This is a genomic window from Pseudoalteromonas sp. SCSIO 43210 (genome assembly GCF_054133285.1).
Genome location: NZ_CP087225.1, coordinates 3,119,646 through 3,139,316, shown reverse-complemented (window position 1 = coordinate 3,139,316; position 19,671 = coordinate 3,119,646). Strand labels below are relative to the sequence as shown.

Genomic DNA, 19,671 nt, shown 5'->3' with positions numbered 1-19,671 from the left:
GTTTTATTTCCTTTAACTGGCTATTAAAAAATAATTGTAGACCCAATTTGCTTGGGTGATGTGCTTATTGTATTTGTTTCTCAAATAATGATAATCTCAATTTTATTAAAACACTTTTACAGTATGGTAATAATGGCGCGTTGGAATGGAATAGATGAGTTTATAGCTGTAGGGGAGGAGGGCAGCTTTACTGCGGCTGCAAAAACGCTTGGGCTTTCGGTTGCACATATTAGCCGCCATGTTACGGCGCTTGAGCAACGTTTAAATACACAACTATTAACTCGTACAACCCGTAAAGTGGTTTTAACTAAAGAAGGTGAAGTGTATTTACATCAAATAAAGCACTTACAACATGCTATGGATGAAGCAACTCAAGGTCTTGCCACGCACCAAACTACACCAAAGGGTAAAATTAAGCTCACAGCACCAGTTATGTACGGAGAGAGCTTTATTATGCCTATAGTGCATAATTTTATGAAGGATCATCCCGAGGTAGAAGTTGTTGCCACATTAAGTAACGAACAAGAAAATTTGTTAGAGGGCGGATTTGATTTAGCCATAAGGTTAGGGCATTTAAAAGATTCGAGCTTAAAAGCGCGTAGGTTAAGTGCGCGGCGCTTTATAATGTGCGCGGCACCACAGTATTTAACGCGATTTGGTGAGCCGCATACTTTAGGCGAGCTAAACAGCCATGAATGTTTAATTGGGAATAGTAGCTACTGGCGCGTAAACGAAAATGGGCGCGATAAACACATTAAAATAGCGGGGCGGCTACAGTGTAATAGTGGTTGGGCGCTGGTGGATGGCGCAAAAAAGGGACTCGGTATTGTACAGCTCCCAGACTACTACATTGGAAACGAAATTAACTCAGGGCAATTGGTGCCTATTTTAACACCCTATCAACCACAGCAAGAAGGGGTATGGGGCGTATATCCACCAAGGCAGTTTGTGGCGACTAATGTACGGGTATTGCTCGATTATTTAGTTAAAGGGCTGAAAGCTTAACCGCGAATTAATGGTTAAGCATGTATTGCTGTAAATATAGCCAAGTATCAGATTTTTAAATTATTTCTTACATTTTACGCCATACCCAAAGGCACTTTTTTCGTGCTACTATTGCTCAATACTTTTACGATAAGTGTTAAAAATAATATGTTTCAACCGGTTAGCTTATTTATAGGGCTTAGATATAGTCGCTCCTCTAAAGGAAATGCGTTTATATCGTTTATTTCGTTTTTTTCTATTGCCGGTATCGCTATTGGTTTAATGGCATTATTTACGGTAAGCAGTGTAATGAACGGGTTTGAAAATAGCCTAAAAACCAATATGCTTGGACTTATTCCGCATGTTGAAGTTAGCGCAGGTAAAAACACTGCCACCCAAATGGGCACCCTTAAAACCGACCTCGAACAATCTCCTTATGTTGATCATGTAAGCTTATATCGCCACGGCGAAGCTATTTTGCAAACGAATAAAGACTTGCACGGCGTTTTACTACAAGGCCTTTATAACGACAGCGGGTCTTTGTATAAAATTACCGATAAAATAGTGCAAGGCGATTGGAAAACTGTATTAAACAAAAATTACAACATTGCTATAAGCCGTTATTTGAGTCGTAAATTAGGCGTTAGCGTGGGTGATAAGCTTCGCGTTATTATGCCTAATGCTTCAACATATACACCTCTTGGGCGAGTACCCAGCCAGCGTTTATTTAAAGTTGCCGCAATATACGAAACCGGATCTGAGATAGATATGGCACTTGCGTTTACAAGTGGCGCTTCACTACAGCGGGTGTTAAAGCTGGATAAAAACACCGCCCCAAATTTAAGTGTTTCATTGCACGAAGCTTTCGAACTAGATGAATTTATTGAAGCAAGCCAACGTATTTTAAAAGATCACAATTACAGTGATTGGCGCAGTACCCAAGGTACTCTATTTGCAGCCGTGGCTATGGAAAAGCGCATTATGTCTATGTTGCTTGCCCTCATTGTATTGGTGGCTGTATTTAATATTGTATCGGCATTAACCATGATGGTAAGCGAAAAACAAGGTGAAGTAGCCATACTACAAACGTTAGGTTTAACACCTTCGCAGGTGCAAAAAGTGTTTATGGTGCAAGGCTTATATAACGGCGTAATTGGTACCGCAATAGGCGCATTTTTAGGTGTAATATTTAGTTTATATATAAATGAGCTACTTGCATTAGTTGGCTTAAACTTATTGGCGGGTATAGAGCTTCCGGTAAAATTTGATATTTTGAGTTTAGTAATAATAGCGTTTGCCAGTATTGCTATGAGCTTTTTAGCTACATTATATCCTGCGCGAAAAGCCGCAAAAGTAAAACCAGCAGAGGTATTACGTTATGAATGATTTAGTAATTAGTTGTGAAAATTTAAGTAAGGTTTATCAAGATGGCAGCAACCAAGTTGAAGTATTAAAAGGTGTTGATTTAGCTCTGCAGCAAGGTGAAATGCTCGCTATTGTAGGGAGTTCTGGCTCTGGTAAAAGTACGCTTTTACACATACTTGGCACATTAGATACCGCAAGCTCAGGTAGCGCTAAAATTAAAAACCAAGAAGTTGCAAAACTTTCGCGAACAGAGCAAGCCGCATTTAGAAACCAAAATTTGGGCTTTATCTATCAATTTCATCACTTATTAATGGAGTTTAGCGCAGTTGAAAACGTGGCTATGCCATTATTAATTAAAGGCTTGAGTGCAAAAGAATCCAAAGCTCAAGCGCTCGATATGCTCGAAAAAGTAGGCCTTGCACATCGCAGCTCGCATAAACCGTCTGCGCTTTCTGGTGGAGAGCGCCAACGCGTGGCTATTGCCCGCGCACTGGTTACTAAACCTGCGCTTGTGCTTGCTGATGAACCAACCGGTAATTTAGATAAACAAAATGCGATTAAAATTTACGATTTAATTAATGAGCTTAACCAAAGCTTAAACACGAGTTTTGTGGTAGTTACACACGATTTAGAACTTGCCGATAAGCTAGGCAAAATAGCTTATTTAGACGATGGAAAACTAGCTATTAAAGAGTCGCAGCATGTTGCTTAGTGCATTTTTAAGTAAACGTTTTAGAGCCTATTCAGGCCACAAAGATGAAAAAAACGGCTTTGTTAGTTTTATCGCTAAAGCGTCGACTATTGGTATTTTATTAGGTGTCGCGGTTTTAATTGTGGCGCTGTCGGTAATTAATGGTTTTGAGCAGCAACTAGTACATAGATTACTAAGTGTTGTGCCGCAGGTTGAATATGTAGCACCAAGTAGACCCATTGCAAATTGGTCGCAAAAGGTTGAGGATTTACAAACACAACCGCATGTAACAGGGGCTGCGCCATTTATTGCCGTTAACGGAATGGCGCAATATAAAAGCCAGCTAAAAGCGATAGAAATTCGAGGTGTTGAGCCATCGCTCGAGAGTAATGTATCGGCGGTAAATCAGTTTACCAGTGGTAAATTAGTCAGCCAGCTAGGCCTTGACGATGTAATTTTAGGTAAGCAAATAGTAAAACAGTTAGACGCCAAAGTAGGCGATAACATTACATTACTTATTCCGCAAATTAGTCAAAAAGGTCAATCATTATTAGCGCCTAAACGCGTAACACTTAACCTTGCAGGTGTTATAGAAATGGGCGGACCGATTGATAGTACCGCTGCATTTATACATCTTAATAAAGCACAGCAAACATTGGGTTACGATGAAACCCAAGTAACAGGGCTGCGGTTAAGTGTTGATGATGTGTTTTCGGCGCATCAAATAGCGCTAAAAGTAGGGCAAACTATTGACGACTACGTGTATATTTCTAGTTGGTTTAGAACCCAAGGCAGCCTTTATCAAGATATTCAAATGGTGCGTACCATTGTTTATATTGTGGTGTTTTTAATTATAGCGGTAGCCAGTTTTAATATTGTATCGTCCTTGGTGATGGAAGTACGCGAAAAACAAGGCAATATCGCAATTTTAAAAACCATGGGCGCGAAAGACAGTACTATTTTAGCCACCTTTGTAATGCAAGGCTTAATGCAAGCATTTGTAGGCGTGGCACTAGGAACACTAATTGGTGTGGTATTAGCGCTTAATATAAGTGAGCTTTTTACGTGGATAAGCCAATTATTTGGAGCCAATCCACTTGAGGGCGTTTATTTTATAGAGTTTTTACCAAGTAAATTAGTACTCGAAGACATTGGTATTACAGTGATTGTTACGTTTGTGCTTGCGATACTTGCCACTATTTATCCTGCATGGCAAGCAACGCGCGTAGATCCTGCCAAGGTGCTTGGTAACTAGGTATAAGAAGCTCAGATAAAAATTAATAGGGTGGTATTAGTAAACCTGTTAAACTAGGCGCTTATTTAAAATTAAGCAATAACTGCTTGGTTGCTATACCTCACTTTGGGATTTACTTTGACTAATAACGATATTTTACGCCGCATTCGCTACACTTTTAACTTAACTGATACTGCTATGGTCAATGTTTTTGCATCAGCAGAGCATACGGTCACCAAAGAGCAAGTAATTGCATGGTTAACTAAAGAAGGTGAAGAGGCTTTTACCCCAATAAGTGATACTGAGTTTGCTAGCTTTTTAAATGGGTTTATTAATACCCAACGTGGCAAACGCGAAGGTGAGCAACCAGAGCCTGAGAAAAAGCTAAACAACAATATTATCTTTATGAAGCTACGTATTGCTTTAAATATGAAAGCAGAAGATGTCATAGCAACACTTGCACTTGTTGATTTTGACTTAAGTAAACATGAGTTAAGTGCATTTTCTCGTAAAGTAGATAACAAACATTACCGTGTTTGTAACGATCAAATATTACGCTTGTTTTTAACCGGTGTACAAAAGCAGCATCGTCCAGAAGAGTCTGCTGAGTAATTGATTTTAGCTAATTAGTTTTTAACTAATTAGCTTTTAGTTAATGGGCTTGTGTATGTGCAATGCTACATAAAGCCTATTATCAATGGTAAACCCCAACACTTAATAATTAAATACATTTATAACAACACCAAGTTACTTATTGGTTTACTTGCGTGTAAAAATTATATTGCCCCTGCACAAATAGTTCATAGATTTACGCTAATTTTGGCAAAATAAAGATAATAATTGCATTCGTAAGCTATAACGCTGTAAAGCTCGGCCATAACAGCGTAGGATCAGCTTACTTTCGAATGAAAATTAGGTTTGCACTTTAGGTGCATTAACATATAAAAAATTATGCAACTAACTGCAAAACCATCACTTCCTAATGCGTTACTTATTTCTATTAGCACACCACAATTTAAAGGCGACGAAGCAACAGAGTCGCTTGCAGAGCTTGCTCGTTTGGTAACTACGTTAGGCTTTAAAGTAGTAGGTACGCAATCGCAAAAGCAAAGTTCTACCCAAAAAGTTAATGTACTGGGCTCAGGTAAACTAGCTGAAATAGCACACCTTACCGGTAATAAAGGGATGGTTGAAAACGAGCAAGAAGATGATTTACTCGATGAAGACCCTTTAACCGAAATATCGTCAGAAATTCCATCAAACGATTTAGATTTTGCATGTGCCGATGTAGTGGTATTTGACTGCGATTTAACGCCTTCTCAACTACGTAATGTTGAGAACCAGCTAGGTGTAGAAGTATTTGACCGCACTGGTATTATCATTGAAATATTTAGCCGTCATGCGCGTACTAAAACTGCAAAATTACAAGTTGAAATAGCTCGCCTTAATTATGTCGCGCCACGACTGCGTGAAACATCAACAGGTGATAAAGAACGCCAAATGGGTAAAGGTGCGGGTGAAACCACACTTGAGCTTAATCGCCGTAAGGTGCGCGATCAGTTAGCTGAATTAAAGCGCGAACTTGTTAGTGTTCAAGATGTAATGATGGACAGACGTACGCAGCGCTCTGAGCTATTCTCAGTGGCTTTAATTGGTTACACCAATGCGGGTAAATCGTCAATGATGCGCGCAATTACTGGTAGTGATGTAGAAGGCGAAAACAAACTTTTTGCAACGCTAGATACCACTGTTCGCGCGCTGTATCCGATTACCCAGCCTCGTATATTGGTGTCAGATACAGTTGGTTTTATTAAAAAATTACCTCATGATTTGGTTGCTTCATTTCATTCAACGCTCGCTGAGGCACATGATGCATCGTTACTGTTATATGTTGTAGATGCTTCAGATCCTTCTTTTCGCTCACAGCTTGAAGTAGTACATAAAGTACTGGCAGAAGTTGGGGTAGAAGGTAGCAAAAAATTATTAGTACTGAATAAGTCAGACCAATTAAGTACTGAGCAGCAGCAGTCTCTAATGGATGAATTTCCTGATGCGATGATGACCTCTACGCGTAATCCAGATGATATTAGTAAACTGCACAAATACATTATTGGCATTGCTCAAGAGGACATGATTGAAGAAGAGATTGTTATACCGTACACAGCCAAAGGTATCGTGGGCGAAATCCGATCGAGTATGAGTGTTGTTAAAGAAGAATATGAATACAGCCACATTAAATTAACAGTGCGCTCGAGTGCGATTGATTTAGAACGTTTAAAAAAGAGAATGTTGAATTTATAATAAATTCAGTACATAAAAAGCACAGCCAATTGGCTGTACTTTTTAGTATTAGTCTTAACATACGTAAATTTAACGCTGCTAGCTCTAAATATATAGCTCTGAGATAAATTCCCTAGCCAGAGCCTCAGTTACTTAAAGACAAAACTAGGAAAAAGCGTTGTCGCTTAGCTCTTCATGCATTTGCTCACGCATTTTAAATTTTTGCAGTTTACCTGTTACTGTCATTGGGTAGTTTTCTACAAAACGGATATGTCGTGGCATTTTAAAGTAGGCTAGTTTGTCTTTTAAAAAGTCACGAATTGCTTGCTCATCAAGTACAGCATCTTCTTTTGGTTGGATCCAAGCGCACACTTCCTCGCCATACTTTTCATCGGTTATACCAAATATGGCAGCATCTTGAATGCCCGGGTAGGTGTAAAGTACTTCCTCTATTTCTCGAGGGTAAATGTTTTCGCCGCCGCGAATAATCATATCTTTTATACGCCCAACAATAGTGACAAACCCTTCTGTATCCATGACACCTAAATCGCCAGAGTGCAGCCAACCTTCGTCATCTATTGTGGCTTTTGTTTTAGCTTCGTCATTCCAATAGCAGCGCATTATGCCTGCACCTTTACTACACACTTCGCCAGGTTGACCAATTTTTTGAATGTTACCCAGTTCGTCAATTATTTTAACCTCGGTATGGGCAAGGGCGCGGCCAACTGTCGTTACTTGTCGCTCTATAGGAGAGTCTGTTTCGGTAATGTTGTTTATGGGGCTGCACTCCGTTTGCCCGTAAGCAATCAGTACTTGATGTATGTTCATTTGTGTTTGTACTTTGCGCATTACTTGCTCTGGGCATGTAGAGCCTGCCATTACACCCGTGCGTAAAGTACTTAAGTCATAATCGTTAAAATTACTTAGCTCAAGCTCACTAATAAACATAGTAGGTACACCGTGCAGCGCTGTACATCCTTCTTGTTGAACTACATCTAGTGTGGTCTTTGCATCGAACGAATCACTTGGGTAAATGGCTGCTGCACCTTTACTAACACACAATAAGCTACCCAATACCATTGCAAAGCAATGATATAACGGGATAGGGATACATAACTTGTCATCGCTCGTAAAGTGCATAGATTCGGCGACGAATAGCGCATTATTTAAAATATTTTTATGCGTGAGCGTTGCGCCTTTTGGGTTGCCTGTTGTGCCTGATGTAAATTGTATATTGATGTCTTGCTCAGCATTTAAGTTTTCACCTATTGCTTTTAATTCCAGCTCATGAGCAGCTGTTGGCAAGTTAATAACATCGTTAAAAGAGTGCATACCAGGTGATGCTTCATCGCCAATGCGGATTATATTTTTAAGAGTGGGTAGTGCTTTTAAATTAAGTGTGTACTTATCGCAAGTTGCAAGTTCTGGCGCTAAACCATTAAGCATTTCTAAGTAATCACTGCCTTTAAAATTTGATGCTGTGATCAGAGTAGAGCATTCAACACTATTTAAAGCATATTGTAATTCGTTAGGACGATATGCCGGGTTGATGCACACCATGATTGCGCCAATTTTTGCCGTTGCAAATTGGGTTAAGCACCACTCAATATTATTAGGAGACCAAATACCAACGCGCTCACCTGGTTTTACGCCAAGGGCAAGTAACCCCATAGCAAGCTGATTAACTTCTTTTTGAAATTCTTTATACGTTAATCTAATACCTTGGTGATGAACTACAACAGCTAACGCCTCTGGGTTTTTGTCGACAATAAAGTCAAAGTACTCGCCTATAGTTGAATTTGTTAAAGGTGTGCTTTGTATACCTTTAAAGTAGCTTTGAGATAACGGCAAGTGATTTATTTGTTCTACTTCTTTTACCACAATAGTGTGTGTGCATTGCTCTCTCCATGAAAATGTGTGTGAGTTATTAAACTACAAAGTTAAAATAAACACATATTGTCGACAAAGAGAAGTGCGGTTAGACTAATGTATTATTCGATTAATAAAAGCTAATACTACTTTTTAGACATAAAAAAACGCGTCTTACACTGTAAGTACGCGTTTTTAAAAGAGTAATGAGTTTACATTTCGTCGCTGCGGTATGTTTTTTTCATGATGTAAACGTAAGCGTTTACAAAAGCATTTTCTTGGTACTTTTTAAGGCCTGTTTCTTCAAAATCAATAGGGATGGGGTTGCGTTTTAACTGCTCTTTAACTTCAGTTGTAGTAAATAAACGTACATCTAAGTTGTCGATTAATTGAATTGCAGTTTCCATTTTAAAGCCTTTTGCACTGCCAGCAAACTTACCTTTAGGCTGACGCTCACGAATTGCAACAGAATCAATTTGGTAATCTTGCATTAGTTTTGCAAAATCGAATTGAAATTTACGCATTACTTCAGTGTCGTTACCGTTACCTAAGGTAAAGCGTGTTTGGCGCACATCGCGAATATCAAATACGTCATTATCTTTACTTAAAATACAAAGTAGTACATCACTACCGGTAATTTCTACACCACATGTTCTCATGTCTATTCTCTAAAATAACTTAATTACGCAGTATTATACGCAACGCACATTAAAATGCGAGTGCGGGTATAGTTGTAGGCGCGTAATTAATGCATTGATGCTTTTATATTTTAATAAAATGATTTTTTTGCTTTAAAAGCTACATTTTGTGGATAAAACGGGTGGATTTCACCCCTTTAAACTTGTAATTAAATGCGCGGCACGCGACAATATATCTTTGTAGTTGAATAGACTCCTCATCTACATATATTAGTCAATGCTTATTCGTAAAAGCGTTGTCGAGTCATTCTCATTTAATTTATTAAAAATACACGTGATACATTGTAGGTGTCACCACTGTAGCAAGGATTTATAATGCCAGTTATTACTCTTCCAGACGGAAGTCAACGTAGTTTTGAAAACCCTGTAAGCACGCTTGATGTTGCAAACGACATTGGTCCTGGTTTAGCTAAAGCGACCATTGCGGGCCGTGTAAATGGCGACCGTGTTGATGCATGTGATAAAATTTTTGAAGACTCTCGTCTTGAGATCATTACCGCTAAAGACGATGACGGCCTTGAAATCATTCGTCACTCTTGTGCTCACTTAATTGGTCATGCAGTTAAGCAACTTTTCCCCGACGCAAAAATGGCAATTGGTCCTACCATTGATAACGGTTTTTACTACGATATCGATATGGAACATTCATTATCACAAGATGATCTTGAAGCAATTGAAAAGCGTATGCTGCAACTTGCAAAAACCAACTACGACGTAGTGAAAAAAACAGTAAGCTGGCAAGAAGCACGCGATACATTTGAAGCGCGTGGCGAAACATACAAAATAGAAATTTTGGACGAAAACATCGCTAAAGATGACCGTCCAGGGTTATATCATCACGAAGAATATGTAGACATGTGTCGTGGACCTCATGTTCCTAACATGAAATTTTGCCAAAACTTCAAAATAATGAAAGTGGCGGGTGCGTATTGGCGTGGTGATTCAGAAAATAAAATGCTACAACGCATTTACGGCACAGCGTGGGGCGATAAAAAGCAACTTAAAGCGTATTTAAAACGCCTTGAAGAAGCTGAAAAACGCGATCACCGTCGTATTGGTAAAGCGCTTGATTTATGGCATTGGCAAGAAGAAGCGCCAGGCATGGTATTTTGGCACAACGATGGTTGGAGCATTTACCGCGAGCTTGAAGAATTTGTACGTGAAAAATTACGCGAATATGAGTACGAAGAAGTAAAAGGTCCAATGATGATGGACCGTTCACTTTGGGAAAAATCAGGTCACTGGGAAAAATATTCAGAAGCAATGTTTACCACTGAGTCTGAAAAACGTGAATACGCAATTAAACCAATGAACTGTCCTGGTCACGTGCAAATCTTTAACCAAGGTTTAAAATCGTACCGTGATTTACCACTTCGTATGGCTGAATTTGGTTGTTGTCATCGTAATGAACCATCAGGTGCACTACACGGTTTAATGCGTGTACGTGGCTTTACACAAGATGATGCTCACATTTTCTGTACTGAAGAGCAGATAATGGACGAAGTATCAGCGTGTATTAAGATGGTTTATGATACATATGAAACATTCGGATTTGAGAAGATTGTCGTTAAGCTATCTACTCGCCCAGAACAACGCATTGGTGAAGACCATATGTGGGATAAAGCAGAGCTTGCTTTAGCTGATGCACTTAAGCTAAACGATATTGAATTTGATTATCTTCCGGGCGAAGGCGCGTTTTACGGTCCGAAGATTGAATTTACTTTGTACGATTGTTTAGACAGAGCGTGGCAGTGTGGTACAGTGCAATTAGACTTTGCTTTACCGGGTCGTTTAGGTGCTACTTATGTAGCAGAAAATAACGAACGTCGTACCCCTGTAATGATACATCGTGCTATTTTAGGTTCTATTGAACGCTTTATTGGCATTTTAACTGAAGAGTACGCTGGATTATTCCCTACGTGGCTTGCACCAAAGCAAGTGGTAATTATGAATATTACCGATAAACAGGCTCCTTATGTTAAGGAAGTTGTACAAAAATTAAATAAACTTGGAATTAGAGCCGCTGCTGACTTGAGAAATGAGAAGATTGGCTTTAAAATCCGTGAGCATACACTGAAGCGTATTCCATATTTACTTGTTGTTGGCGATAAAGAAGTTGAACAGCAAGAAGTAGCAGTGCGTACTCGCACAGGTGAAGACCTTGGCAAATTTAATGTTGATGATTTTGTAGCTAAAATTAGCGAAGAAATTAAAAATCGACAGTAAAAACCGAGCGTGTAGGGCATTAACAAACAGCCAATTACACGCTTATATTATTGATATTCTTGGAGGAACGTACTATTAGAGGCGGCAAGAAAGGGCAACAAACAGCTCAAAAAAATCGTATTAACGAAGAAATTACAGCGCAAGAAGTTCGTTTAATTGACATTGAAGGCGAACAAGCTGGAATTCAGTCATTACAAGACGCGCAAACTATGGCCGATGCAGCGGGTGTTGATCTTGTTGAGATCAGTCCAAACGCTGAGCCGCCTGTTTGTAGAATCATGGACTACGGTAAGTTCATCTTTGAAAAAAGCAAAGAACTAAAAGAGCAGAAGAAGAAGCAAAAGCAAATCCAGATAAAAGAAATCAAATTCCGTCCAGGTACGGATGAAGGTGATTATCAGGTTAAGCTTCGCAACTTACGTAAGTTCTTAGAAGCTGGCGATAAAGCTAAGATTACTATCCGCTTCCGTGGTCGTGAAATGGCTCACCAAGAAATTGGTATAGAATTATTAAACCGTATCAAAACCGATTTAGAAGAGCTTGCTGTAGTTGAGTCTTTCCCAAATCGTGTTGAAGGCCGCCAAATGGTTATGATGATGGCGCCTGTTGCTAAAAAATAATTTTTAAGCGATAATACGCACCGAAATTAGCTCAGGTCTGCAAGCAATATGCGAATATTCACCTGAGTTAACCGGTTTTAAAGTAAGATTGCGGCATTTATGTTGGGTCTTCACCGGAACATGGCAGTAAGTCAGGCCTAAAAGTGGAGCTATAGCAATATATCTCACGCCTGCTTACTAATTTAAAAGCAATACAATTGGAGTTATTGCAATGGCTTATAAGCTAAAAAGTCACAGTGGCGCTGCTAAGCGTTTCAAAAAGACTGCTTCTGGCGGTTTCAAGCGTAAACAAGCGCATCTTCGTCATATTCTGACTAAGAAAACTTCTAAGCGTAAGTTACACCTACGTCCTAAGATGATGGTTCATAAAAATGACCATGGTCTAGTTTCACGTATGTTACCGTTCGCTTAATAGGGGTTTTTAGAAATGGCAAGAGTTAAACGCGGCGTTGTCGCACGTGCACGTCACAAAAAAGTTTTAAAACAAGCAAAAGGTTACTACGGAGCACGTTCACGTGTTTACCGCGTAGCTTTCCAGGCTGTTACTAAAGCGGGTCAATACGCTTACCGTGACCGTCGTGCGAAGAAACGTACTTTCCGTCAATTATGGATTGCACGTATCAATGCTGCTTCACGTCAAAATGGTCTGTCTTACAGCCGTTTTATCAATGGTCTTAAAAAGACTTCTGTAGAAATCGATCGTAAGATCCTTGCAGATATCGCTGTTTACGACCAAGTTGCATTCGCAGCGCTTGTAGAAAAAGCAAAAGAAGGCCTAGCCGCTTAAGCTTTTTTGTATAAGTATTAAAGAGGAGCCTATGGCTCCTTTTTTTGTGCCTGCTATTTAGTAGCTTTATTTCAATTTCAATTACAAATACCTATCCGTAATAATATTTGCTCAAGTTGGGAGATTAAACCAACCTGCATAAATCTTTGAGTAATTTAACTAATTATACCAATCCGCAATAATACCTAATCAGTTTAAGGGATTAAATTTGACGTTAACTGCGTTAAAATATTTCTTATATAGAACAACTGTATAACGAAATTTTTGCCTAGCTCTAGCGTAATTTTCTTAATGTTATATAGACCCATATATGAGCAGATTGTTATTAAACCTAGCGTTAACGGCGCTAAAAACTCTGATTCAGTTCAACAATGAAGAAGAGTTTGAACCAGTTGTTTTTTTAAAACTTTATATCGATTATTCGTTAGCGTAATAAAGCCTTAAATTTCAAACATAAGTGAGTCATATGCTATTGGCTGCTTTTTTTTGTTGAATCACCGCAGTTTTCTCATTATAAAAAATTAAGTTGATATAATTTATATAATTAAGGCGTTTGTTAGAGAATTTTATGTTTGCAAGTTTACTCGTTTTATCTGCAAGTGTGGCGTATGACGCACATTTACCTCCACTCATTGAGTGGCAGGGAAAAAGTGTAGAGCTTTTACAAAAACAGGGCCCATTAACAACCGATTTTGAGTTGTCTAACGGTGAGATATCGCCTAATTATGCAGATACTATGGCATTTGTTGATAGGCTCGTTGCAGCAAACCCTACTCAGTTTCAATCTCAAACTATTGGCTACAGTAACAGCAAACGTGCAATTAAGATGTTGATAGCGAGCGAGCAAGGTTTTTTTGAATCAGGACAAATGGCTAATAGCACTAAGCCGACTATTTTTATTCAAGCGGGAATACATTCTGGAGAGATAGACGGTAAAGATGCCATGTTTATGCTGCTCAGAGACATAGCCACGGGTAAGCGTCGTGACATTTTAAAAAAGGTAAACATATTATTTATTCCTATTTTAAATGTAGATGGACACGAACGTAGCAGTGCATTCAATCGTATCAATCAGCGAGGCCCTACAAAAATGGGCTTTAGAACAAATGCTAATAACCTTAATTTAAATCGTGATTTTACTAAATTAGATACCCCAGAAGTTAGAAGCGTTTTAAAGGTTATTAACGACTACAACCCAAATTTATACATTGATGTACACGTAACCGATGGCGCAGATTACCAATACGATGTGACTTATGGTTACAATCCGGTATTTTCAAGCGAATCGCCTGCGGTATCTGATGCTTTAAATCAATTTTTTAAACCCCTAATAGATGAGACGCTAGCTAAACAAGGACATACGCCAGGGCCACTTGTTTTTGTTATGGATAAGCGAGATTTTAAAAAAGGGTTAGCGGGGTGGGTTGCTACGCCGCGTTTTTCAAATGGTTGGGGGGATTTAAAGTCATTACCGACTATTTTAGTAGAAAATCATTCATTAAAGCCATACAAACAACGTGTTTTAGGAACTTACGTATTTTTAGATGGTGCTATTAATGCACTATCTAAACATGGTCATGAGTTAACTAATGCAGTTAAAAAAGAACAAGAATTTGTTCCTAAACAGTTAATAGTCAAGCGTGGCTATGCCAAGCAGGCTGATACGATTGCACAATTTAAAGGTATTGAATATTCATCAAGCATGAATGCGCTCTCGGGCCAAAATGAAGTTAAGTATTTAGGTAAAGCACATACATATACTGACTTACCTATTTATTGGCAAAAAGATGTACAGCATACAGTTGAAGTACCCAAAGCGTTCTTTATTCCGCCTGTATACATTGATATTATAGAAAAGTTGAAACTACACGGTGTCTCTATTAATAAGCTGGAAGGTGAAAATACACAGCCTTTAAAAGTAGCAAAGGTGGCAGAGTATACGTTTGACAAAGCGCCATTTGAAGGTCGTTTTAGAGTATCAGCGAGTTTTGATTATATCCCTGCAATTAATGTTGATTTAGATGGTTGGTACCAAGTAACAACTCAACAAAAAGCAGGTGAGCTTGCAGTGCATTTATTACATCCTGAAGCGCCAGACTCATTTTTTGCTTGGGGGGAATTTAATACAATTTTTCAGCGAACAGAATACATGGAAAATTATGCGCTCATTCCATATGCTCGTCAAATGCTAAAAGATAATCCGAAACTTGCACTCGCGTTTGATAAAAAAATCAATGACGATAAGACGTTTGCTCAAGATGCGGACGCGCGTTTGAATTGGCTATATGAGCAAAGTCCGTTTTACGACCAAGCTTATTTAAAATATCCGATACTCATGTCGTTTGAAGAGAAGGTTGCTATACCGGATCAAAAGAATAAAGAAATATAATACGCCCTAGGGCGTGCAATACACAAATACTTGTAGGGCATAATAGGTGTGTTATGAAAATACTAGCTCATTTATAATTGGCTAGTATGGTTGACTTTTTACTTTGATGATTGAAATAACATATAAGTATAAAAGATAAAAATAAGCAGACTGTTTTTTAAAATAGCTGTATAATTTAACCAGTTTATTTGATAAATAAGAAATAAAATGTCTCTAAATCACGTAGATCGCCAAATTTTGGCACTTTTACAACAAGATGCCAGTTTATCAACAGCTGAAATTGCTGATAAAGTCGGCTTGTCACAATCACCTTGCTGGCGACGCATCGCTAAACTTGAGCAAGATGGATACATAAAAAGCAAAGTAGCTCTTTTAGATGAGAAAAAACTAGGCTTTGATATGCTTGTATATGCACATGTGCGGTTATCAAATCATGGTAAGAAAAACCTTGCTGAGTTTGAAAAGCTGATTATGAGCTACGACCAAGTGACTGAGTGTTACACTATGGCTGGAACAATGGACTTCATGCTACGTATTATTTCACAAGGCATTGAAGGCTATGAGCACTTTGTCCGTGATAATTTATTAAGCTTAGAATACGTACAAGAAGTACATTCTAATGTAACAATGACATGTGTAAAACGTAGTACTTCTCTTCCTTTATAAAAGCACTTTCTTTTTAAAGCTAAACTGCTTTAGTTTAGCTTAACCACACAATGACAATTGTTAACTGAGCGCTGATTTGATAGAATTTAGCGCTTTTTTTACACCCATTATACCATTTGAGGAACTCAATGTTTAACTTACTCAGTAGGGCGCCAAGCTCTGCTAAAAACGATATACTGTCTGGATTGACTGTGGCGTTAGCCTTAGTTCCAGAAGCTGTTGCGTTTGCCTTTGTAGCAAATGTAGAACCTTTAGTTGGTCTATATGCCGCGTTTATCGTTGGTTTAATTACGGCAATATTTGGTGGCCGTCCTGGTATGATTTCAGGTGCAACCGGTGCCTTAGCTGTTGTTATGGTAAGTTTAGTACTTGATCATGGTGTAGAGTACCTATTTGCTACCGTGCTCTTAATGGGGATATTGCAAATACTAGCGGGGATATTTAAGCTCGGAAAGTTTATCCGTATGGTGCCTCATCCGGTAATGCTGGGTTTTGTAAATGGTTTAGCAATTGTTATATTTTTAGCCCAGCTAGGGCAATTTAAAGTACCTGACGGTATGGGCGGGCAAGAGTGGATGACAGGCAGTCCATTGTTTATCATGCTGGGATTAGTGGCATTAACAATGGCAATAATTCACTTTTTACCAAAACTGACTACAGCGGTTCCTTCGTCATTAGTTGCCATAGTAACAGTGACAGGATTAGTGATTGGTTTTGATTTAGAAGCGCATACCGTGCTTGATTTCTTAAAAGGAATGACGGGCGACGAAGCGGCAACAATAGCCGGCGGTTTACCAGAATTTCATATTCCTATGGTGCCTTTTAACTTTGAAACACTGCAAATTATTTTTCCGTATGCACTTATTTTAGCAGCCATTGGTTTAATTGAATCGTTATTAACGCTTAGTTTAATTGACGAAATAACAGAAACACGCGGCCACAGCAACAAAGAATGTATAGGTCAAGGCGCTGCAAATATTACCTGTGGTATGTTTGGTGCAATGGGGGGCTGTGCAATGATTGGCCAGTCTATGATAAATATAAATTCAGGTGGGCGCTCTCGTTTATCAGGGATAAGTGCTGCGCTTATGTTACTTGGTTTTATTATTTTTGCCTCAAGCCTAATTGAAATGATCCCATTAGCTGCACTTGTTGGTGTAATGTTTATGGTTGTACTGGGTACATTTGAATGGGCAAGCTTTAAAATGATGAAGCGTGTACCATTATCGGATGCGTTTGTAATTGTGCTTGTATCAGGTGTCACGGTTATTACCGATTTAGCAATTGCGGTGTGTGTAGGTGTTATCGTCTCAGCACTTGTATTTGCTTGGCAACATGCTAAACAAATATATACAACTAACTACATTGATGAAGAAGGCGCTAAAGTCTACGAGCTACATGGTCCGTTATTCTTTGGTTCGGTTAAAAACTTTTCTGAGTTGTTTGACGTAAAAAATGATCCTAAAAATGTGATTGTTGAATTTAAACATAGCCGAGTATCGGATCACAGTGCAATAGAAGCAATTGATACGCTTGCTGAAAAATATACAAAAGCCGGTAAACAACTTCACTTGCGTCACTTAAGTAAAGACTGTACTCAGTTATTACATAAAGCTCGCGATTTGGTTGAAGTGAATGTGATTGAAGATCCAACTTATAAAGTTGCTTCAGACAAGCTTGCATAGTTACTTATTCAATAAATAGCATTAAAAAAGCGAAAGGTTACGGCCTTTCGCTTTTTTATTATCAGCGGTGCTGAACTTTGCGTTAAGGCTCTTAAAAACTAAGACAGTTGGCAGTGCTAAACATTCTTATAAATCGATATAATGTGTAAATATAATTATTATTAAAAGTTAATTTTACGCTGTTTTTTATTATCAAAATAAGAAAATATCAGGCCAAGCGAAAAGTTGATTTTATATAATTAGGCTTTAACACTGTGGAGTAAAAGTAAATTTTGAACTGGCAATCGTTAGTTGATAACCGACAACGCTTTTTTTGGCTTTTGCAAATTGCAGGCTGGATTGGTTATGCACTGGTAAATTACATCGGCTCTAAAGTATTTGAAATGCGTGATATTTACGTGTTTGTTATTTTACTCAATGCTTATGCCGGCTGTTTAATGACAGTGCCACTTCGTTATATCTATCGCACAATATGGAACGCCTCCCCTTGGGTGCTTATATTGGTGGTATTTGGTGCCTCTTACATAACCGGTACTTTGTGGGCGGTGGTTCAAAAGTTCAATCTATGGGAAATTTACCGACACGGATATAGACCTGAAGAGTGGTTTTATTACTTACAACAGGGTTTAGATTCAGTTTATATTATACTGTGTTGGAGTGGTTTATACTTTGGCGTTAAGTATTATCAATTGCTACAAGGTGAACGGCAAAAGGCGTTAAAAGCGACAACCATGGCACATGAAGCGCAATTGAAAATGCTAAGATATCAACTAAATCCTCATTTTTTGTTTAACACACTTAACGCAATTTCTACATTGATTTTGGTGAAAGAAAATAAAGATGCTAATTTAATGGTCTCTAAACTTAGTGACTTTTTGCGTTATACATTGAATACTGATCCGATTAAAAAAGTTCCGTTAGAGCAAGAGCTTCATGCGCTTATGTTATACCTTGAAATTGAACGTGTGCGATTTGACGAACGATTAAAAGTAAACGTTGAAGTAAGCGAAGAAGCTAAGCAAGCATTGTTACCGAGCTTAATTTTGCAACCTATTATAGAAAATTCAATTAAGTACGCTATTGCACACTTAACAGAAGGCGGTGTGATTGATATTAAAGCGCAAGTGTTTGCTAATGAGTTACTGTTAGAGGTTGGCGATAATGGTCCTGGAACAGAAATAAAAGATGGTCAACTCGTCAATGCCCAAGGGGTTGGTGTCGCAAACACAAAAGATAGATTAAAAACGCTCTACGAAAATAATTATTCGTTTGTATTATCACATAATACGCCAAGTGGATTAAAAGTTAATCTGCGAGTACCGTTTGAGAAGGCTGTGAAGAAATGATAAAAATAAAAACACTTATTGTTGATGACGAACCATTAGCACGTAAAGGTTTAGATGTAAGGCTTGCAGAATTTACAGACATTGAAGTAATTAAATTATGTAGCTCTGGTGCTGATGCAATTGAAACATGTAAAAACGAAAAAATAGATTTGGTATTTTTAGATATTCAAATGCCAGGCATGAATGGGTTTGAAGTCGCACGAGCACTTAGCGAAAGTACGAAAGTATTACCTGCGATTGTGTTTGTAACTGCATTTGACCAATTTGCAGTGAAAGCGTTTGAGATTCATGCATTAGATTACATTTTAAAACCCGTTGACGATAACAGACTAAAACAGGCGGTAGAGAAAGTGCATACCTATTTAAAAACGCAGCAAGACAACGCCCATAAGAAAAAACTAGCGAGTTTTGTAGCCGGTATTACAGGTAATAATTGCGAAGAAATACTTAAGAAGTTAGCCACTGGCGATACATTGACAGACAGACGCTACCCAGAGTCGTTAGCCGTAAAAGAGCAGGGGGAAATTATTCGCGTTCCGGCAGCAACAATCCAATGGGTAGATGCAGCTGGCGATTATATGTGCCTACATTGCCAAGATGGACAAACACATATTTTACGTAAAACAATGAAAGAGCTAGAGCAAGAGCTAGATCCTCATTTGTTTGTCCGCGTTCACCGAAGTGCCATTGTTAACACAAAACAAATTAGTAAATTGGTTACACAAGTTAGTGGTGAGTACTTGTTGGTGCTTGAAAATGGACAAGAACTAAAAGTAAGCAGAAGCTACCGAGATAAAGTAAAAGCGGCATTAGCAAGTTAAAGCCAACGTT

General features: G+C 38.5%; 17 protein-coding genes. 15 read left to right on the top strand and 2 right to left on the bottom strand.

Translation table 11 applies throughout. The annotated features are described in order from the left end of the window. Positions 1-132: 132 nt before the first annotated feature. The 6 genes from LOS73_RS13460 to hflX all read left to right on the top strand — a co-directional run bounded on the left by LOS73_RS13460 (position 133) and on the right by hflX (position 6,575). Entirely contained in the window at positions 133-1,005 is an 873-nt protein-coding gene (locus LOS73_RS13460; RefSeq protein WP_457933833.1) for a LysR family transcriptional regulator, read from the top strand. Between the two features lie 147 nt (positions 1,006-1,152). Continuing rightward, the gene (locus LOS73_RS13455) at positions 1,153-2,370 is read left to right on the top strand and encodes a lipoprotein-releasing ABC transporter permease subunit (protein ID WP_457933832.1); all 1,218 of its coding nucleotides are present in this window, start codon (positions 1,153-1,155) and stop codon (positions 2,368-2,370) included. Then, on the top strand, positions 2,363-3,061 hold the full coding sequence (gene lolD / locus LOS73_RS13450; protein WP_182672663.1) for a lipoprotein-releasing ABC transporter ATP-binding protein LolD: 699 nt from the start codon (positions 2,363-2,365) through the stop codon (positions 3,059-3,061). The genes LOS73_RS13455 and lolD overlap by 8 nt, the downstream gene beginning before the upstream one ends. Continuing rightward, positions 3,051-4,295 carry a lipoprotein-releasing ABC transporter permease subunit gene (locus LOS73_RS13445; protein ID WP_039489845.1) on the top strand — a complete coding sequence of 415 codons (1,245 nt, stop codon included), beginning with the start codon at positions 3,051-3,053 and terminating at the stop codon, positions 4,293-4,295. Before lolD ends, LOS73_RS13445 begins: the two co-directional genes overlap by 11 nt. 117 nt (positions 4,296-4,412) lie before the next feature. Then, positions 4,413-4,886: a YehS family protein gene (locus tag LOS73_RS13440; protein ID WP_002960721.1), complete on the top strand. Its 474-nt coding sequence runs from the start codon at positions 4,413-4,415 to the stop codon at positions 4,884-4,886. 339 nt (positions 4,887-5,225) lie between these two features. Beyond that, the gene (gene hflX, locus LOS73_RS13435; protein WP_002960718.1) at positions 5,226-6,575 is read left to right on the top strand and encodes a GTPase HflX; all 1,350 of its coding nucleotides are present in this window, start codon (positions 5,226-5,228) and stop codon (positions 6,573-6,575) included. A 144-nt stretch (positions 6,576-6,719) separates the two neighbouring features. Here hflX and LOS73_RS13430 read toward each other — a convergent pair whose 3' ends face one another. Both LOS73_RS13430 and LOS73_RS13425 read right to left on the bottom strand, forming a co-directional pair. Continuing rightward, complete coding sequence (locus LOS73_RS13430; protein ID WP_457933831.1) at positions 6,720-8,435, bottom strand: AMP-binding protein; 1,716 nt, start codon at positions 8,433-8,435, stop codon at positions 6,720-6,722. Between the two features lie 200 nt (positions 8,436-8,635). Beyond that, complete coding sequence (locus LOS73_RS13425) at positions 8,636-9,082, bottom strand: DUF3010 family protein (RefSeq protein ID WP_002960715.1); 447 nt, start codon at positions 9,080-9,082, stop codon at positions 8,636-8,638. 354 nt (positions 9,083-9,436) lie between these two features. Between LOS73_RS13425 and thrS the strand changes: the two genes are divergently transcribed. From thrS to LOS73_RS13380, 9 genes are all read left to right on the top strand, one after another. Continuing rightward, positions 9,437-11,347, top strand: coding sequence for a threonine--tRNA ligase (thrS, locus tag LOS73_RS13420; RefSeq protein WP_007375326.1), 1,911 nt, complete (start codon positions 9,437-9,439; stop codon positions 11,345-11,347). 59 nt (positions 11,348-11,406) lie between these two features. Continuing rightward, positions 11,407-11,967 carry a translation initiation factor IF-3 gene (gene infC, locus LOS73_RS13415; protein ID WP_007375325.1) on the top strand — a complete coding sequence of 187 codons (561 nt, stop codon included), beginning with the start codon at positions 11,407-11,409 and terminating at the stop codon, positions 11,965-11,967. 211 nt (positions 11,968-12,178) lie between these two features. Next, complete coding sequence (rpmI, locus tag LOS73_RS13410) at positions 12,179-12,379, top strand: 50S ribosomal protein L35 (protein ID WP_002960713.1); 201 nt, start codon at positions 12,179-12,181, stop codon at positions 12,377-12,379. A gap of 15 nt (positions 12,380-12,394) precedes the next feature. Continuing rightward, positions 12,395-12,754: a 50S ribosomal protein L20 gene (gene rplT / locus LOS73_RS13405; RefSeq protein WP_002960711.1), complete on the top strand. Its 360-nt coding sequence runs from the start codon at positions 12,395-12,397 to the stop codon at positions 12,752-12,754. 568 nt (positions 12,755-13,322) lie between these two features. Next, entirely contained in the window at positions 13,323-15,143 is a 1,821-nt protein-coding gene (locus LOS73_RS13400; RefSeq protein ID WP_457933830.1) for a M14 family metallopeptidase, read from the top strand. A 207-nt stretch (positions 15,144-15,350) separates the two neighbouring features. Continuing rightward, on the top strand, positions 15,351-15,809 hold the full coding sequence (locus tag LOS73_RS13395; RefSeq protein ID WP_007375323.1) for an Lrp/AsnC family transcriptional regulator: 459 nt from the start codon (positions 15,351-15,353) through the stop codon (positions 15,807-15,809). Between the two features lie 128 nt (positions 15,810-15,937). Then, entirely contained in the window at positions 15,938-17,494 is a 1,557-nt protein-coding gene (locus LOS73_RS13390; protein WP_008133998.1) for a SulP family inorganic anion transporter, read from the top strand. Between the two features lie 272 nt (positions 17,495-17,766). Beyond that, positions 17,767-18,840 carry a sensor histidine kinase gene (locus tag LOS73_RS13385; RefSeq protein ID WP_033029398.1) on the top strand — a complete coding sequence of 358 codons (1,074 nt, stop codon included), beginning with the start codon at positions 17,767-17,769 and terminating at the stop codon, positions 18,838-18,840. Continuing rightward, positions 18,837-19,661 (top strand): LytR/AlgR family response regulator transcription factor, encoded by an 825-nt coding sequence (locus LOS73_RS13380; protein WP_007379105.1) that lies wholly within the window; start codon positions 18,837-18,839, stop codon positions 19,659-19,661. Before LOS73_RS13385 ends, LOS73_RS13380 begins: the two co-directional genes overlap by 4 nt. Positions 19,662-19,671: the final 10 nt, after the last annotated feature.

Coding starts and splice junctions, on each gene's coding strand:
- LOS73_RS13460 (WP_457933833.1), top strand. CDS start 133: ATGGCGCGTTGGAATGGAATAGATGAGTTTATAGCTGTAGGGGAGGAG.
- LOS73_RS13455 (WP_457933832.1), top strand. CDS start 1,153: ATGTTTCAACCGGTTAGCTTATTTATAGGGCTTAGATATAGTCGCTCC.
- lolD (WP_182672663.1), top strand. CDS start 2,363: ATGAATGATTTAGTAATTAGTTGTGAAAATTTAAGTAAGGTTTATCAA.
- LOS73_RS13445 (WP_039489845.1), top strand. CDS start 3,051: ATGTTGCTTAGTGCATTTTTAAGTAAACGTTTTAGAGCCTATTCAGGC.
- hflX (WP_002960718.1), top strand. CDS start 5,226: ATGCAACTAACTGCAAAACCATCACTTCCTAATGCGTTACTTATTTCT.
- LOS73_RS13425 (WP_002960715.1), bottom strand. CDS start 9,082: ATGAGAACATGTGGTGTAGAAATTACCGGTAGTGATGTACTACTTTGT.
- thrS (WP_007375326.1), top strand. CDS start 9,437: ATGCCAGTTATTACTCTTCCAGACGGAAGTCAACGTAGTTTTGAAAAC.
- rpmI (WP_002960713.1), top strand. CDS start 12,179: ATGGCTTATAAGCTAAAAAGTCACAGTGGCGCTGCTAAGCGTTTCAAA.
- rplT (WP_002960711.1), top strand. CDS start 12,395: ATGGCAAGAGTTAAACGCGGCGTTGTCGCACGTGCACGTCACAAAAAA.
- LOS73_RS13400 (WP_457933830.1), top strand. CDS start 13,323: ATGTTTGCAAGTTTACTCGTTTTATCTGCAAGTGTGGCGTATGACGCA.
- LOS73_RS13395 (WP_007375323.1), top strand. CDS start 15,351: ATGTCTCTAAATCACGTAGATCGCCAAATTTTGGCACTTTTACAACAA.
- LOS73_RS13390 (WP_008133998.1), top strand. CDS start 15,938: ATGTTTAACTTACTCAGTAGGGCGCCAAGCTCTGCTAAAAACGATATA.
- LOS73_RS13380 (WP_007379105.1), top strand. CDS start 18,837: ATGATAAAAATAAAAACACTTATTGTTGATGACGAACCATTAGCACGT.